We start from the raw sequence: 15,138 nt of genomic DNA on the forward strand, positions 1-15,138 counted from the left end.
CGGGTTTCAGTACCGTTCGCCCCGATAGCCGTAGTTGCCACGGACCGGGCCGTTCGGATCGTTGCCTTCCTCGCGGTACCGGGCGGAACGCCGCCCACGCTGGTCCGGCTCTGCCGGGCCGCCCCGCCGTGGCGGTTCGGCACGGCCTGCCCCGCCACCCGGCTGCCCGCCGGCACGGCCACCGGCGCCGCCGTACACACCGCCACCGGGGCGACCGCCGCCACCCGACGGCCGAGAACCGCCCGGGCGCCCGCCGTAGCCGGGCGCACCATCGCCGCCACCAGGTCGCCCACCCCCGCCGCCGTAGACTCCACCGCCGCCCTGGCCCGGGCGGACGCCGCTGCCGACGTCGGGCCTGCCGCCGCCGTAGACGGCCCCCGGTCGCTCGCCGCCCGGTGAACCGCCGTAGACGCCACCGGACTGCGCACCGCCATACACCCCGCCCCTGCCGTGGTCCGGCGCCGCGCCGGGACCGTCGCCCCTACGGCCCGGAACATCGCCGCCAACGTCACCATCGCGCTTCCGGCGGGCCGGCGCGGGCCGTTTGCGGGCCTGCAGAATGCCGAAGATGCCGGCGGCGACGAGCAGTGCGCCGAGCACACCGACGGTAGCGATCAGGCTCGTGATGTCGTTCAGCGTCAACCCGTCGATCCACGAGCGACCAGCCGAGTCGTCCGCCGCGTCCGGGTCGTCGGCCAGGTCCTTCGGGCCCTCCGTGGAGGGGGTGTAGGCGAGGACGTCGACCGGGTCGTCGTCCTCCAGATGACCCGCGTCGGAGACGGTGAGGAACGTCTTGCCGTCGGTCGAATAGGCGATCGCCTCGCCGAAAGGGTCGGCCAGGGCGGTGACCCGAGGCGTGGTCGTGGTCACTGCGGCGACAATGTCACCGTTCTGCACGTCGTACTCGAAAGCGTCGGCGTAGGTGCGCAGCACCACCCGGGAACCGTCCGACGACCGGGTCGCACCGGTGATCGCGACGCGACCGAACGTGCTCAACGGATTCTCGGTGTCCGTCTTCGGCAGCTCGACGTCACCGACCTTCTTCATCGGAACCGGATCGGTCGCGCCGGTCTTCAACGGCCCGTCCGGGGTGAAGATCTCGGCCTTCCCGGCGGTGACCTTAGTGATGACCAGTGGAAGGTTGTCGTCGCCGATCAGCAGTGCCTCGGCGTCGCGCGGCTTGCCGTCCGGGTACGACAACCGATGTAGCTTCGGCTGGCTGCCGCCGCCGATCGGCATGCTCCAGACCGCCACCCGCTCTCGGCGCTCGCGGCTGGTGACGTTGTCGCCGGTATCGGCGATCCACAGCGTCTTGGCGTCCGGAGAGACGGCCAGATCCTCGGTGTCGAACGGTCCCGCACCGGAATAGGCCACCTCGCGTCCGACCTGGCAGTCCTTGTCCAGGTAGAAGACTCGCTTGCGGTCTGCCTGGTCGGTGCCGTCATTGATGACGATGTAACCGTTGCGGGTGGCCACCAGACCGGAGAGCTCACGCAGCCGCGGGTCGGAGACCGAGCACTGCTTCTTGCCCGCCGCCGCGACCGGCAGCCCCACCACGGCGGCCGGGGGTGCCGCCGCCACGGGGGGCGCTGCCTTCGCCGCCGATGACGGGCCAGGCACGGCGAGCGCGGCACCGGTGACCGCCACGGTGGCCCCGACCAGGCCGAGGGCAACCGTGACGGAAGAAACAGTGTGGAGCATGAAAGAAGTGTCGCACGTCGCAGATTTCCATCGAGTGACGACGTTGGCCAGTCACGAGGCGGTACGGACCGCCTGCGCCGCGTCGTCGTACGGCGTTAGTTCCGCCGCGATAGCCTCGCTGACCCGTACGTGCAGCATCGTCCCCTCCGGCAGGTGGGCGGTGCTCAGCACCTCTCCCTGCCGGTGCAGGCGGGCCACCAGGTCACCCCGGTCGTAGGGCAACACCACCCGCAGCTCGACCGCAGGACGGGGCAGCCGCCGCTCGATCGCGTCGCGCAGGTCGTCCACGCCACGCCCGCGGTGCGCGGAAACAAAAATCGCCTCCGGCCAGAGTCGCTTGAGCCGCAGCAGAGTCTCCTCGTCGGCCGCGTCGGTCTTGTTGACCACCAGCAGCTCGGGCAACCGGTCCGCACCGACCTCGCCCAACACCTCGCGGACGGCCCGGACCTGCTCCTCCGGGTCGGGGTGCGCGCCGTCGACGACGTGCAGGACCAGGTCGGACTCGGCGACCTCCTCCAACGTCGAGCGGAACGCCTCGACGATCTGGTGCGGCAGGTGCCGGACGAAACCGACCGTGTCGGACAGGGTGTACACCCGCCCGTCGGAGGTAGTGGACCGGCGGGTGGTCGGGTCGAGCGTGGCGAAAAGCGCATTCTCCACCAGCACACCAGCCCCGGTCAGACGGTTGAGCAGGCTCGACTTGCCGGCGTTGGTGTAGCCGGCGATCGCCACCGCGGGCACCGCGTTGCGGGTGCGGCGGGCACGCTTGGTCTCACGTACGGTCCGCATGGCCTTGATCTCCCGGCGCAGCCGGGCCAGGCGGTGGCGGATGCGCCGACGGTCGGTCTCCAACTTGGTCTCACCCGGGCCACGCACGCCAACGCCGCCGCCGGCACCGCCACCGCGGCCGGAGCCACCGGTCTGCCGGGACAGCGTCTCGCCCCAGCCACGCAGCCGGGGCAGGAGGTACTCCAGCTGGGCCAGCTCGACCTGCGCCCGGCCCTCCTTGCTCTTGGCGTGCTGGGCGAAGATGTCGAGGATCAACGCGGTGCGGTCGACCACCTTGACCTTGGTGCGCTGCTCCAGGTTGCGCAACTGGGACGGGGACAGCTCGCCGTCGCAGATGACCGTGTCGGCGCCCACGGATAGCACCATCGAGCCGAGATCGTCGACCTTGCCGCGACCGATGTAGGTTGCCGGATCTGGCCGGTTACGTCGCTGGATCAGCCCTTCGAGCACCTGCGAGCCGGCGGTCTCGGCCAGCGCGGCCAGCTCGGTGAGGGAGTTCTCGGCGTCGACCTGGTTGCCCTCGGTCCAGACGCCGACCAGGACGACACGCTCCAGCCGGAGCTGGCGGTACTCGACCTCGGTGACGTCGGTCAGCTCGGTGGAGAGGCCGGGGACCCGTCGCAGTGCCTGCCGTTCGGAGAGCTCGTACCCGCCGGTCGTGGCGTGGAGCTCGTCGTCGGGGTTGGAAACGTAGGTCTCCTGGTCTCGCAAGCGTCTCTCCTGTCCGTTCTGTGCATGTACCGAGCAATCCTGACATGTGTCAACGCCCGCTGCACCTGGTATATGCCCACCGCACAAAGAGGCAAAAGCGGGGGTGGGTGCCGGCTGTCCAGCTCGGGCGAGTAGAAATGCGGACGAGCCGTTCAGCGCCGACGGAGGGACCTGCGTGGCCACCACCCGACTGCCCAGTGCCGGATTCTCGATCACGATCCGGATCGCCGTACCCGCCGACGCCTCCTCGATCGGCCGGCTCACCACCTCGGTCGGCGAGGCCGGGGCGATCGTCACCGCGCTGGACGTGGTCGACTCCGACCCGTCAAACGTGATCGTCGACCTGACCTGCGACACCGCCGACACCACCCACGCCGACCAGGTGGTGGAGGCGCTCAAGGCACTCGACGGCGTGGACGTGCGCAAAGTCTCCGACCGCACCTTCCTGCTACACCTGGGCGGCAAGATCGAGGTGAGCCCGAAGGTCGCGCTACGGAACCGTGACGAGCTGTCCCGCGCGTACACCCCGGGGGTTGCCCGGGTCTGCCAGGCGATCGCGGAGAACCCCGCAGATGCCCGCCGGTTGACCATCAAACGCAACACCGTCGCCGTGGTCAGCGACGGCTCGGCCGTGCTGGGGCTGGGCAACCTCGGTCCGGCGGCGTCGCTTCCGGTGATGGAGGGCAAGGCGGCGCTGTTCAAGCGTTTCGGCGGAGTGGACGCCTGGCCGGTGGTGCTCGACACCCAGGACACCGACGAGATCGTCGCCATCGTCAAGGCGATCGCGCCCGCGTACGGCGGGATCAACCTGGAGGACATCGCGGCGCCGCGATGCTTCGAGATCGAGGCGCGGCTCCGCGAGGCGCTCGACATCCCAGTCTTCCACGACGACCAGCACGGCACCGCGATCTGCGTGCTGGCCGCGTTGACCAACGCGCTGCGCGTGGTGGGCAAACAGCTGGCGGACGTCCGGGTGGTGGTCTCCGGTGCCGGCGCGGCAGGCACCGCGATCATGAAGCTGCTGCTGCGTCAGGGAGTCGGCGACATCATCGCCTCCGACCGCCACGGAGCCCTGCACCGCGGCCAGACCGGCCTCAACCCGGCCTGGCAGTGGTTGGCCGAGAACACCAACGCCGACGGCTACTCCGGTGACCTGGCCGGCGCGCTGCACGGTGCGGACGTCTTCATCGGGGTCAGCGCGCCGAACCTGCTCACCGGCGACGACATCGCCACGATGGCCAAGGGCGCGATCGTCTTCGCGCTGGCCAACCCGGACCCGGAGGTCGACCCTCGGGAGGCGCGCAAGCACGCGGCCGTCGTCGCGACCGGCCGCTCCGACCAACCGAACCAGATCAACAACGTGCTCGCGTTCCCGGGCGTCTTCCGCGGCATGCTCGACGCACACGCCGAGGAGTTCACCGAGGAAATGGCGATCGCCGCCGCCCGGGCCATCGCCGACGTGGTCGGCGAGGAAAAGATCAACCCGACGGTGATCGTGCCGAGCGTCTTCGATCCCCGGGTGGCCCCGGCGGTCGCCGCCGCCGTCCGCGCCGCCGCCCAGAACCCCGTCACCCCGCCCCCCGCCGCCGACCCCGGCCCCGCCGACCTCCCCGAGATCGCCGCCACCGCCTCCGCCACCCCCTAGCCCCGCCGCCCCCTAGCCCCGCCGCCCCCTCCCCACCCACCGCACCCCCGGACCCGGGCCCTCGTCGATCTAGGGACAAGTGTCGTTAGTCGATCTCCGACAACGACGACCGGCCCTAGATCGACGGGCGGGGGGACCGGTGGGTGGGGGTGGGGGTGGGGGTGAGGGTGCCGGTGGCGACCAGGAGGGCGGGGCCGGAGAGCCAGCAGGAGTCTTCGGCGAGGGTCACCGTGAGGCGACCGCCGGGTACGTCGACGGCGACCGTGCCGACCTCGCGGGCGGCCTCGTGCAGGGCCACCGCCGCGACCGCGCAGGCACCGGTGCCGCAGGACAGGGTCTCGGCGGAGCCGCGCTCGTAGACCCGCATCTGCACGTGTGCGTCGACGCCGTCCACCGGCTCCCCGGCGGCGGTGAACTCGACGTTGACCCCGGCCGGGAAGACCGCCGGGTCGAATCCGGGTGCCCGGGTCAGATCCAGCCCGGCCAGGTCGAGGCCCGCGGAGACGGGGCAGACCAGATGCGGGTTACCGACGTCCACGGCCGTGCCGGGCAGGGTCAGTCCGCCCAGGGCGGCGGCGGAGGCGGCGTACAGCCGGGGGCGGCGCATCTCGACGGCGACGTCGTCGGCGTCGACCCGCGCGCGCACGACGCCGGCCCGGGTCGCCACCGGCAACGCGCCGCTGGTGGGCGTGGCCAGCCCGGCCTCCAGCAGGTACCGGACGAAGACCCGGGCGCCGTTGCCGCACATCTCGGCGAGGGAACCGTCGGAGTTCCGGTAGTCCATGAACCACTCGGCCTCGCCGGCCAGGGCGACGCCTTCGGGGTGTTTGGCGGCGCGGACCACCCGTAGCACGCCGTCTGCGCCGATCCCGCGCCTCCGGTCGCAGATCGCCGCCACCAGATCGGGCGTCAGGTCGAACGCGCCGTCCGGGTCGGGCAGGATCACGAAGTCGTTGCCGGTGCCGTGCCCCTTGGTGAACTCCACGCCCCCATCATCGCGCAAGCCGCGCGGCCGCCTCGACCAGACCCGGGGCGGCGGAGTCCAGCCAGTGCACCCTCGGGTCGCGCCGGAACCAGGTGCGCTGCCGCCGGACGAACCGGCGGGTGGCCCGGATGGTCTCGTCGTGCGCCTCGGTCTCGGTGAGGTCACCGGCCAGGAAGCGCAGCACCTGCTGGTAGCCGAGCGCCCGACTGGCGGTACGCCCCTCGGGCAGACCGCGTCGGACCAGCTCGCGGGTCTCGGCGACGAGCCCGTCGGCCCACATCCGATCCACCCGCACCGCGATCCGCTCGTCGAGCAGGGCGGTGTCCAGGTCCACCCCGATCTGCGCCGCCGGGTAGTACGGCGTGGGCTGCGGAAGCGCGGCGGTGAACGTCCCGCCGGTCAGCTCGATCACCTCCAGCGCCCGGACGATCCGCCGGCCGTTGCCCGGCAGGATCGCCGCCGCCGCCGCCGGGTCGGCCGCGCGCAGCCGCGCGTACAGCGGTGCCGGGCCGACCGTCGCCAGCTCGTCCTCGAGCCGTTCCCGCACGGCCGGATCGGTGCCGGGGAACTCGAACCGCTCCAGCACCGCTCGCACGTACAGCCCGGAGCCACCCACCAGCAGCGGCACGCGGCCCCGGTCGAGGATGTCGTCTATGGCGGTGCGGGCCAGCCGCTGGTACTCCGCGACGCTGGCCGGTTCGGTGATCTCCCAGATGTCGAGCAGGTGGTGCGGCACGCCGTCGCGTTCGACGATCGTGAGTTTCGCGGTACCGATGTCCAGTCCACGGTAGAGCTGCATCGAGTCGGCGTTGACCACCTCACCGTCCAGCGCGTGCGCCAGGGCGATACTCAGCGCCGACTTTCCGGCCGCCGTCGGCCCGACCACGGCGAGCACGGTGCCGGGGGCGGTCACCGTCGTGCCCAGCTGGCCACGAAGTAGGCGACCCCGTAGGGCGCGGCGTAGTAGCCGAGTTCGCCGTGCCAGTCGCCGCCGGCCGCTCGCACCGCGCCGGAGAGCACCTGCCACGGCGCCCGGCCGGCGACCTTGAGCTGCGCCGACAGCTCGGGGTCCAGGCCGAGCAGGGCCTCGGTGTCCGCGTCGGCCAATGCCCGGGCGACCCCGTCGTCGTACGCCTCGGCACGCGGGTCTGCGTAGCCGGGCGCCTGTTCACCCCGGCAGGCCGACCCGTCCCCCGACACCAGCAACGCCCACGGTTGCTCCGAGCCGAGCCGGGCACCGAGGTCGGCGCAGGTCTCGACCGGTTCGTCGGCACCGACCGTCCTCATCCGCCAGCCCGTGTCGCCGGTCCGGGCCACCGGTCGCCGGCCGAGCAGCCAGGCTGCGACGAGCAGGCTGAGCGGCAGGTCGCTGGCCGCCCGCCGGTCGGGGTGGCTGCCGAGGCGTACCTCCAGCGGCACCCCCCACGGCGCGAGGCTGCCCCGGAACGGGAGATCGACCTCGGCGCTGCGGTCGCCGGCGCCGATCAAAAGCACGGTCCGCGCGCCCGAGTCGAGCAGTCGGGCGACGGCGGTGTCGCAGGCGGCGCGGAGGTCGTTCAGTTCGGGGGCGGCGGCACCGGCGATCTCGGGGACGAGCAGCGGCGGATGGGGGCAGACGGCGGCGGCGACCAGTGGCACCAGGCAACCGTAGCGGCCCGGCCGCGCACGCGACGGCACCGGCATGGGTGTCGTACCGCTGGAGCCCCTCGCCGAACGCGTCCGGGCGTCGGGGCCAGCGGCACGCCGAGAACGTGACGCAGACAGAAGGGCTAGGACACCGTATGGTCACGGTCGGCGATAGGCGCTCGACGCGGACCGGGGCGCACCTGTGACAATGCCCGGAGAAACTTGGCTGCGCCGTGGCGGCGCCCGGGAAACTGCTCCTGGGTGCCGGGAGAACGAGGATGGGCACATGAGCGACTGGACTGCCTTCGGACGGGTGGACGCGGACGGCACCGTTTACGTCAAGACCGCCGAGGGCGAGCGGGTGGTCGGATCCTGGCAGGCGGGGGCTCCAGAGGAGGGTCTGGCACATTTCGCGCGCCGCTTCGCCGATCTGGTGACCGAGGTGAATCTGACCGAGGCGCGGCTGAACTCCGGCGCGGCGGACGCCAACAACTCGCTCGCCACCATCCGGCGGCTCCGCACCTCGCTGGCCGAGGCCCATGTGGTCGGTGACCTCGACGCGTTGGCGGCCCGACTCGACAGGCTCGCCACCGTTGCCGAGGAGAAGGCCGCCCAGGCCCGGGTCGCCAAGGAGGCCGCCCGCGCCGAGGCCCTCGCCCGCAAGACCACCCTGGTGGAGGAGGCCGAGAAGTTGGCCGCCGAGTCGACCGGCTGGAAGACCGCCGGTGACCGGTTGAAGGAGATCCTCGACGAGTGGAAGACCATTCGGGGGGTCGACAAGAAGACCGACGGCGAGCTGTGGAAACGGTTCGCCGCCGCCCGGGACGGCTTCACCCGCCGCCGAGGTGCCCACTTCGCCTCGCTCGACGGGCAGCGCAAGCAGGCGCAGAGCGTCAAGGAGGAGTTGGTCGCCGAGGCCGAGAAGGTCTCCGAGTCCACCGACTGGGCGGTGACAGCCAACCAGCTCAAGGAGTTGATGAACCAGTGGAAGGCGGCCCCGCGCGCCTCGAAGGAGGCCGAGCAGCGGCTGTGGGAACGGTTCCGCGCCGCGCAGGACGCCTTCTTCACCCGGCGAAGCGAGGTCTTCTCCGCTCGGGACAACGAGCAGCGCGCCAACCTGGAACGTAAGCAGGCGCTGCTCGCCGAGGCCGAGGCGCTCGACGTCGACGGCGATCCCAAGGGCGCCCAGGCCAAGCTGCGGGAGATCCAGGCGCAGTGGCACGACGCGGGTCGGGTGCCGCGTGAGGCCACCTCCGGTCTGGAACGCCGGCTGCGCACGGTAGACGAGCGGGTACGCGAGGCGATGGACTCGGCGTGGCGGCGGACCAGCCCCGCCGACAACCCGCTACTGCTCCAGATGCGGGACCAGGTCGCCGAGGCGGAGCAACGGCTCGACCGCGCCCGTACCGCCGGCGACTCGAAGCGTGTCCGTGAGGCCGAGAGGGCGCTGGAGTCCAAGCGCCAGTTCCTCAGGTTGGCCGAGCAGGCAAGCTGACCGCACGCCGACGCGAAGCCCTCGGTCCTTCGGGACCGGGGGCTTCGTCGTGCCGGCCGGTGACGTCCAGCTGTCCGAAGCTCGGAGCGAAGCCGACCTTTACATCGATCGAGGTCTGTGTTCTGCTTGGGAAAGCGCTTACCTGTGGGCGTCGGCGTGGGAGCCAATTTCGTTCAACTCAGTCGCACACCCAGGCAGACCAGTGACAGGGACCAGTGGAGCGACCGGTCCGGCATGAACTGCTCCGCCCGACGGGCATCGGGCGAGGCGGTCGATCGACCGTCCCTGCGCAACGAAAGGAACCGACCATGCGCACCACACGGCGTCGTACGACGCTACTCACCACCACCGCCTCAGCCACCGCCGCGCTACTCGCCGCCGGGGTACTCACCGCCGTCACCGCGCACGCGGCGGCCGGCTGCCAGGTCAACTACTCGGTCGCCGGCGAATGGCCCGGCGGCTTCACCGGCAACGTCGTCGTCACCAACCTCGGCGACGCCGTCTCCGGCTGGACCCTGCGCTGGTCGTACAGCGCCGGGCAGCAGGTGGTCAGTCCCTGGAACGCGACCATCTCGCAGAGCGGGAGCCAGGTAACCGCCAGCAACCTCAGCTACAACAGCGACATTCCGACCAACGGGAACGTCTCCTTCGGGTTCAACGGCTCCTGGAACAACTCCAACAACCCAGCCCCGACCAGCTTCACCCTGAACGGAGTGGCCTGCACGGGTGGCGTCACACCGACCACCCCGGGCGGAACCACACCGCCGCCGACCACGGCACCCCCGACCACTCCGCCGCCGACCACCCCGCCGCCGACCAACCCGCCCGGCCCGCCCTCGGGTCTGGTCGGCTGGGCCACCCAGAACGGTGGCACCACGGGCGGAGGTAACGCCTCCTCCACGACCGTCACCAGCGAGTCGGCACTCCGCTCGGCGGTCAGCTCGTCGAGCGCGGCGGTCATCCGGGTCTCCGGAACGATCAGCTGCTCCGGAATGCTGAGTGTGGGCAGCAACAAGAGCATCCTCGGTTCCGGCTCCTCGGCCACCATCTCCGGTTGCGGCTTCAACATCAACGGCAGCCGCAACGTGATCATCCGCAACATCAACTTCCGCAACTGGAACGACGACGCCATCAACGTGCAGGAGTCCGCGACCAACGTGTGGGTGGACCACAACTCGTTCACCAACGGCTACGACGGCGCGGTGGACATCAAGCGTGGCTCCGACTACATCACGGTGTCCTGGAACCGGGTCTTCAACCACGGCAAGTCGATGCTGCTCGGGCACTCCGACAACAACAGCAGCCAGGACCGCGGTCACCTGCGGGTGACCTACCACCACAACTGGTTCGACGGTTCCGGCAGCCGCCACCCGCGGGTCCGCTTCGGCAACCCGGTCCACGTGTTCAACAACTACTACTACAACAACGACTACGGTGTCGCGTCGACCATGGGCGCGGGCGTGCTCGTCGAGGGCAACTACTTCGATTCCGTCGACGACCCGACCTTGGTCGGCTATGCCGCTTCGGGCCCGGGGACCCTCGTCCAACGCAACAACCACTTTGTCAACTCCGGCAGCCCGGAAGCGTCGGGCAGCGTGGCGAGTATCCCGTACTCGTACTCGCTGACCAACGCCAGCCAGGTCAAGTCGGTCGTCACCGGCGGCGCGGGCACCGGCAAGATCGGCCTGTAACCGTCAACGCCTAGGTGTTCCCCGGCCACCCGGTGGCCGGGGAACACGGGTACGGCGGGTCAGCGAGCACAGGCCGACGCGACCGACGCGACCGACGGCTCACCGACCGTTGGTAGCCCGAGCGACACCCCGCCGGTACGTGGCGCCCGCCCCGCCTCGCTCGCGTCCCCGGCTCTGGTCCGCCGGTGCGACACCGGCCTGCCATCCGCGTTCAGGTGATGCGGGGCGGCGTAGGTGACCACGGTTCGGACGATGTCGCCCGGACGGATCGATCCGGCGTGGGAGCCGGCGTCGAAGTGCACCAGGCGACCGTCGCGGGCCCGGCCGGACAACCGGCCGGTGCGCTCGTCCTTGCGCCCCTCCCCGGCGGCGACCAGCACCTCGACGGTTTCGCCGACCAGCTTCGTGTTCTCCGCCCAGGTGATCTCCTCGACGCAGGCGGCAAGCCGCTGGTAACGCTCCTGCACGACCTGCTTGGGCAGTTGGCCGTCCATCGTGGCGGCCGGCGTGCCGGGGCGCTTGGAGTACTGGAAGGTGAAGGCGGAGGAGAACCGCGACTCGCGTACCACGTCCAGGGTGCGCTCGAAATCCGCCTCGGTCTCGCCGGGGAATCCGACGATGATGTCGGTGGTGATCGCCGCGTCCGGCATTGCCTCGCGAACCTTGGCGATGATGCCCAGGTACCGCTCGGAACGGTACGACCGTCGCATCGCGCGCAGCACCTCGTCGGAGCCGGACTGCAGGGGCATGTGCAGCGAGTGGCAGACGTTCGGCGTCTCGGCCATCGCCGCGATCACGTCGTCGGTGAAGTCCTTCGGGTGCGGGCTGGTGAACCGGACCCGCTCCAGCCCGTCGATCTCACCGCAGGCGCGCAACAACTTCCCGAACGCGTACCGGTCCCCGAACTCGACGCCGTAGGAGTTGACGTTCTGCCCGAGCAGGGTCACCTCCAGCACACCCTCGTCGACCAGCGCCCGCACCTCGCTCAGGATGTCGCCCGGACGGCGGTCCCTCTCCTTGCCGCGCAGCGCCGGCACGATACAGAAGGTGCAGGTGTTGTTGCAGCCCACCGAAATCGACACCCAACCGGCGTAGCTGGACTCGCGGCGGGTCGGCAGGGTGGAGGGGAAGACGTCGAGGGACTCGAGGATCTCCACCTCGGCGGCGGCGTTGTGCCGGGCCCGCTCCAACAGCACCGGCAGTGACCCGATGTTGTGGGTGCCGAAGACCACGTCGACCCAGGGTGCCCTGCGGACGATCTCGCCCCGGTCCTTCTGGGCCAGGCAGCCGCCGACCGCGATCTGCATCCCCGGGTGCCGGTCCTTGACCGGACGCAGGTGACCGAGGTTGCCGTAGAGTCGGTTGTCGGCGTTCTCGCGGACCGCACAGGTGTTGAACACCACCACGTCGGGGGTGTCGTCGGCGTCGCCCGCGCGGACATAGCCCGCCTGCTCCAGCAGGCCGGAGAGGCGCTCGGAATCGTGCACGTTCATCTGGCAGCCGTAGGTTCGCACCTGGTAGGTGCGCGGACTGCCCGCCGCTGCGGTAGTCATGACGTGCACAGCGTATCCGGACCCGACGGGTCGGGCGGAACGAGGAGGAACCATGTGCCGGAGCATCAGGACCCTACGGGAGCCGTACACCCCGCAGGTGACCGACGCGGACGTGCAGGCCGCGGCGTTGCAGTACGTCCGGAAGATCTCCGGGTTCCGGGCGCCGGCGGCGCACAACGCCGAGGCGTTCGACGCCGCGGTGGCCGCTGTCGCGGCGGCCACCCGCACCATGCTCGACGAGTTGGTGGTCCGCGGCGCCCGCCAGGGGTAGGCGCCTCGGGCGGCGGGCCGGCGCTTCAGGCCGCGGCGAGGGCCGGGTTGACCGAGTCGGGCGTCCACCGGGAGCGGTGGCAGCGTGACCAGCCCCGGCAACGCGGATCCCCCTCGGTACACAGTCGTCGCTCACTGAGCACCTCACCGTCGTCGGTCTCCCGCACGTCGAAGTGGACCGGGCGGATGCTGCCGTCGGGGGCGACCAGCAGGTGCCGGGTGTCGTCGAGCGTGTCGTCACTCAGCAGGCAGTTGCGGTCGAGCCGCCGGGCCAGCGCCGCGACGCTCGGCAGCTCGGCCAGTCCGTCGGGTACCCCGTAGCAGTCCACGATCGTGGCGAACTCGCCCGGCGCCTGCCACACGTCGCAGACCACCGCGTACGCCGGCAACCGGGTCGGGTCCGCCACCGCCAGCGGCATCACCACCCGGCCGATCGCGTCGGCCAGCGCCGGGTAAACCTCCACCGGTCGTACCCGGTCGATTCTCCAGTTCCACAGCTCGGTCATGCCGCCTCCTCGCTGTGCTCGTCCCACCGGCCTCCGGATCGGGCCTTACAAACGATGGTGGGGGGCATTTGCCCCCAAGCAGGGGCAAGTTACCGGTCTGTGACCATTCTGGGCAGAATTCCCCGAGCCTCATCGCTCGGAGCAGCAGGAAGATGACAGTTTATCGGGTACGGTGCCCGTTGCTCAGCGCAACACGAGTCGGTGTTCTCCCGCGGGCAGCAGTTCACCGATCACCGGGGCACCAGGGACCTCGCCGGCCACCAGCAGCCCACCGGAGGTCTGCGCGTCGGCCAACAGCAGCCGGTCCGCCTCGCCGGCCGCGCCGAAGTCGGTCCACGGGGTCACCCACTCAAGGTTGCGGCGGGAACCGCCACTGACGTACCCGTCACGGACCGCCTCCCGAGCGCCGCCCAGGTACGGCACCCGGGCGATGTCGATCGCCACGGTCAGCTGGCTGGCCCGAGCCAGCTTCGAGGCGTGGCCGAGCAGACCGAATCCGGTCACGTCGGTGCCACACCGCACTCCCGCCGCCACCGCCGCCCGCGCGGCGTCCCGATTCAGCGTGGTCATCGCCGCCACCGCCTCGGGAAAGCTCTCGCCGGTGTGCTTGTGCCGGGAGTTGAGCACACCCACCCCGAGCGGCTTGGTCAACGACAGCGGCAACCCGGCCCGCCCCGCGTCGAGGGTGATCAGCTCCGCCGGCCGGACCAGCCCGGTGACGGCCAGGCCGTACTTCGGTCCGTCGTCGTCCACGCTGTGACCGCCGGCCAGGTGGCAGCCGGCCTCACCGGCCACGTCCCGACCACCGCGCAGCACCTCCCGGGCCAGCTCCAGCGGCAGCACCTCGCGCGGCCAGCAGAGCAGGTTGAGCGCGACCAGCGGGCTGCCACCCATCGCGTACACGTCGGAAAGCGCGTTGGCGGCGGCGATCCGCCCCCAGTCGTACGCGTCGTCGACCACCGGGGTGAAGAAGTCCGCGGTGGTCACCACACCGGTCTGCTCGTCCAGCCGGATCACCGCGGCGTCGTCGCCGTGTTCCAGACCGACCAGCAGGTCGGCGGGGCCGGCACGGCCGACCAGCAGGTCGGCGGGGCCGGCGGCGGGGCCGAGCCCGGCAACCATGGCCTCCAGCTCGCCGGGCGGGATCTTGCACGCGCAACCGCCGCCGCGGGCGTACCGGGTCAACCGCACAGGCTCGGCCATCCCCTCATGATCTCCGTCACGCCGCCCCGGCACCACCCCCGGCGGGCAATTCCGGACACCCGGGCCGGATCCACGACGGTGTTACCGCTCCGTGACCATCTCGGTTGTGTTCTGCCACGTCGCCCCGCCTACAGTGGCCGCTATCCGGGGGTCAACCGACCCCCGACGGCGACGAGGGGGCGACGTGACGACGGGCGAACCGCTCATCGTGCTGGACTCGGTCAACAAATGGTTCGGTCCGCTGCACGTACTGGACGACGTCTCACTGTCGGTGGGTCGAGGCGAGGTCGTCGTGGTGATCGGCCCGTCCGGATCCGGCAAGTCGACCCTGTGCCGCGCGATCAACCGGCTGGAGCCGATCAACTCCGGCACCATCACCTTCGACGGGCAGACGCTGCCGGCCGAGGGCAGGGCCCTGGCCAGGCTGCGCAGCGAGGTCGGCATGGTGTTCCAGTCGTTCAACCTCTTCGCGCACAAGACGATCCTGGAAAACGTCACCCTCGGCCCGATCAAGGTGCGCGGCGAGAAGCCGGCGGCGGCCCGCGAGCGGGGTCTCGCCCTGCTCGACCGGGTCGGCATCGCCAACCAGGCCGACAAGTTCCCGGCCCAGCTCTCCGGCGGCCAGCAGCAGCGAGCCGCGATCGCCCGCGCCCTGGCCATGCGGCCCAAGGCGATGCTCTTCGACGAGCCCACCAGCGCGCTGGACCCGGAGATGGTCGGCGAGGTGCTGGACGTGATGACCTCGCTGGCCAGTGACGGCATGACCATGGTCGTGGTCACCCACGAGATGGGCTTCGCCCGGCACGCCGCGAACCGGGTCATCTTCATGGCCGACGGCAAGCTCGTCGAGGACGCCGCTCCGGCGGAGTTCTTCGCGAACCCGCGCAGCGAACGCGCCAAGGACTTCCTCTCCAAAATCCTCATGCACTAGCCGACCCGATGAGGAGCCCGCCGTCCCGTGGC

Annotated in this window: 13 protein-coding genes; 5 read left to right on the top strand and 8 right to left on the bottom strand. The window is 71.0% G+C overall.

What is annotated here, in order from left to right:
- Positions 1-6 precede the first annotated feature (6 nt).
- Together ACFHWY_RS04195 and hflX are read right to left on the bottom strand one after the other, a co-directional pair.
- A complete protein-coding gene (locus ACFHWY_RS04195; protein WP_416578749.1) occupies positions 7-1,701 on the bottom strand; it encodes a hypothetical protein in 1,695 nt (564 codons plus the stop codon).
- A gap of 51 nt (positions 1,702-1,752) precedes the next feature.
- A complete protein-coding gene (gene hflX / locus ACFHWY_RS04200) occupies positions 1,753-3,201 on the bottom strand; it encodes a GTPase HflX (RefSeq protein ID WP_416578750.1) in 1,449 nt (482 codons plus the stop codon).
- Positions 3,202-3,376: 175 nt separating this feature from the next.
- Here hflX and ACFHWY_RS04205 point away from each other — a divergent pair, with 175 nt between their 5' ends.
- Positions 3,377-4,846: an NAD-dependent malic enzyme gene (locus tag ACFHWY_RS04205; RefSeq protein ID WP_416578751.1), complete on the top strand. Its 1,470-nt coding sequence runs from the start codon at positions 3,377-3,379 to the stop codon at positions 4,844-4,846.
- 115 nt (positions 4,847-4,961) lie between these two features.
- Here the strand turns inward: ACFHWY_RS04205 and dapF are convergent, their stop codons facing one another.
- The 3 genes from dapF to ACFHWY_RS04220 are packed head-to-tail and all read right to left on the bottom strand — an operon-like array spanning position 4,962 to position 7,514.
- Entirely contained in the window at positions 4,962-5,831 is an 870-nt protein-coding gene (dapF, locus tag ACFHWY_RS04210; RefSeq protein WP_416578752.1) for a diaminopimelate epimerase, read from the bottom strand.
- Positions 5,832-5,838: 7 nt separating this feature from the next.
- Positions 5,839-6,744 (bottom strand): tRNA (adenosine(37)-N6)-dimethylallyltransferase MiaA, encoded by a 906-nt coding sequence (miaA, locus tag ACFHWY_RS04215; protein WP_416578753.1) that lies wholly within the window; start codon positions 6,742-6,744, stop codon positions 5,839-5,841.
- The gene (locus ACFHWY_RS04220; RefSeq protein WP_416578754.1) at positions 6,741-7,514 is read right to left on the bottom strand and encodes a class III extradiol dioxygenase subunit B-like domain-containing protein; all 774 of its coding nucleotides are present in this window, start codon (positions 7,512-7,514) and stop codon (positions 6,741-6,743) included. The genes miaA and ACFHWY_RS04220 overlap by 4 nt, the downstream gene beginning before the upstream one ends.
- A 229-nt stretch (positions 7,515-7,743) precedes the next feature.
- Here ACFHWY_RS04220 and ACFHWY_RS04225 point away from each other — a divergent pair, with 229 nt between their 5' ends.
- Together ACFHWY_RS04225 and ACFHWY_RS04230 are read left to right on the top strand one after the other, a co-directional pair.
- A complete protein-coding gene (locus ACFHWY_RS04225; protein WP_416578755.1) occupies positions 7,744-8,952 on the top strand; it encodes a DUF349 domain-containing protein in 1,209 nt (402 codons plus the stop codon).
- A gap of 308 nt (positions 8,953-9,260) precedes the next feature.
- The gene (locus ACFHWY_RS04230; RefSeq protein WP_416578756.1) at positions 9,261-10,643 is read left to right on the top strand and encodes a cellulose binding domain-containing protein; all 1,383 of its coding nucleotides are present in this window, start codon (positions 9,261-9,263) and stop codon (positions 10,641-10,643) included.
- Between the two features lie 59 nt (positions 10,644-10,702).
- Here the strand turns inward: ACFHWY_RS04230 and miaB are convergent, their stop codons facing one another.
- Positions 10,703-12,196, bottom strand: a complete 1,494-nt coding sequence (gene miaB, locus ACFHWY_RS04235) for a tRNA (N6-isopentenyl adenosine(37)-C2)-methylthiotransferase MiaB (RefSeq protein WP_416578757.1) — start codon at positions 12,194-12,196, stop codon at positions 10,703-10,705.
- Positions 12,197-12,248: 52 nt separating this feature from the next.
- Between miaB and ACFHWY_RS04240 the strand changes: the two genes are divergently transcribed.
- A complete protein-coding gene (locus tag ACFHWY_RS04240) occupies positions 12,249-12,467 on the top strand; it encodes a DUF2277 family protein (protein ID WP_416578758.1) in 219 nt (72 codons plus the stop codon).
- A gap of 25 nt (positions 12,468-12,492) precedes the next feature.
- On the opposite strand, the gene ACFHWY_RS04245 is transcribed toward ACFHWY_RS04240, so the two are convergent.
- A complete protein-coding gene (locus ACFHWY_RS04245) occupies positions 12,493-12,972 on the bottom strand; it encodes a hypothetical protein (RefSeq protein WP_416578759.1) in 480 nt (159 codons plus the stop codon).
- A gap of 183 nt (positions 12,973-13,155) precedes the next feature.
- Complete coding sequence (gene selD, locus ACFHWY_RS04250) at positions 13,156-14,175, bottom strand: selenide, water dikinase SelD (protein WP_416578760.1); 1,020 nt, start codon at positions 14,173-14,175, stop codon at positions 13,156-13,158.
- 184 nt (positions 14,176-14,359) lie between these two features.
- Here selD and ACFHWY_RS04255 point away from each other — a divergent pair, with 184 nt between their 5' ends.
- A complete protein-coding gene (locus ACFHWY_RS04255) occupies positions 14,360-15,106 on the top strand; it encodes an amino acid ABC transporter ATP-binding protein (protein WP_416578761.1) in 747 nt (248 codons plus the stop codon).
- The last annotated feature ends 32 nt before the right edge of the window (positions 15,107-15,138 follow it).

This window comes from Micromonospora sp. LOL_024 (assembly GCF_048060415.1).
Lineage (GTDB): Bacteria > Actinomycetota > Actinomycetes > Mycobacteriales > Micromonosporaceae > Micromonospora.

Coding starts and splice junctions, on each gene's coding strand:
- ACFHWY_RS04195 (WP_416578749.1), bottom strand. CDS start 1,701: ATGCTCCACACTGTTTCTTCCGTCACGGTTGCCCTCGGCCTGGTCGGG.
- ACFHWY_RS04220 (WP_416578754.1), bottom strand. CDS start 7,514: ATGCCGGTGCCGTCGCGTGCGCGGCCGGGCCGCTACGGTTGCCTGGTG.
- ACFHWY_RS04225 (WP_416578755.1), top strand. CDS start 7,744: ATGAGCGACTGGACTGCCTTCGGACGGGTGGACGCGGACGGCACCGTT.
- ACFHWY_RS04230 (WP_416578756.1), top strand. CDS start 9,261: ATGCGCACCACACGGCGTCGTACGACGCTACTCACCACCACCGCCTCA.
- miaB (WP_416578757.1), bottom strand. CDS start 12,196: ATGACTACCGCAGCGGCGGGCAGTCCGCGCACCTACCAGGTGCGAACC.
- ACFHWY_RS04240 (WP_416578758.1), top strand. CDS start 12,249: ATGTGCCGGAGCATCAGGACCCTACGGGAGCCGTACACCCCGCAGGTG.
- ACFHWY_RS04245 (WP_416578759.1), bottom strand. CDS start 12,972: ATGACCGAGCTGTGGAACTGGAGAATCGACCGGGTACGACCGGTGGAG.
- selD (WP_416578760.1), bottom strand. CDS start 14,175: ATGGCCGAGCCTGTGCGGTTGACCCGGTACGCCCGCGGCGGCGGTTGC.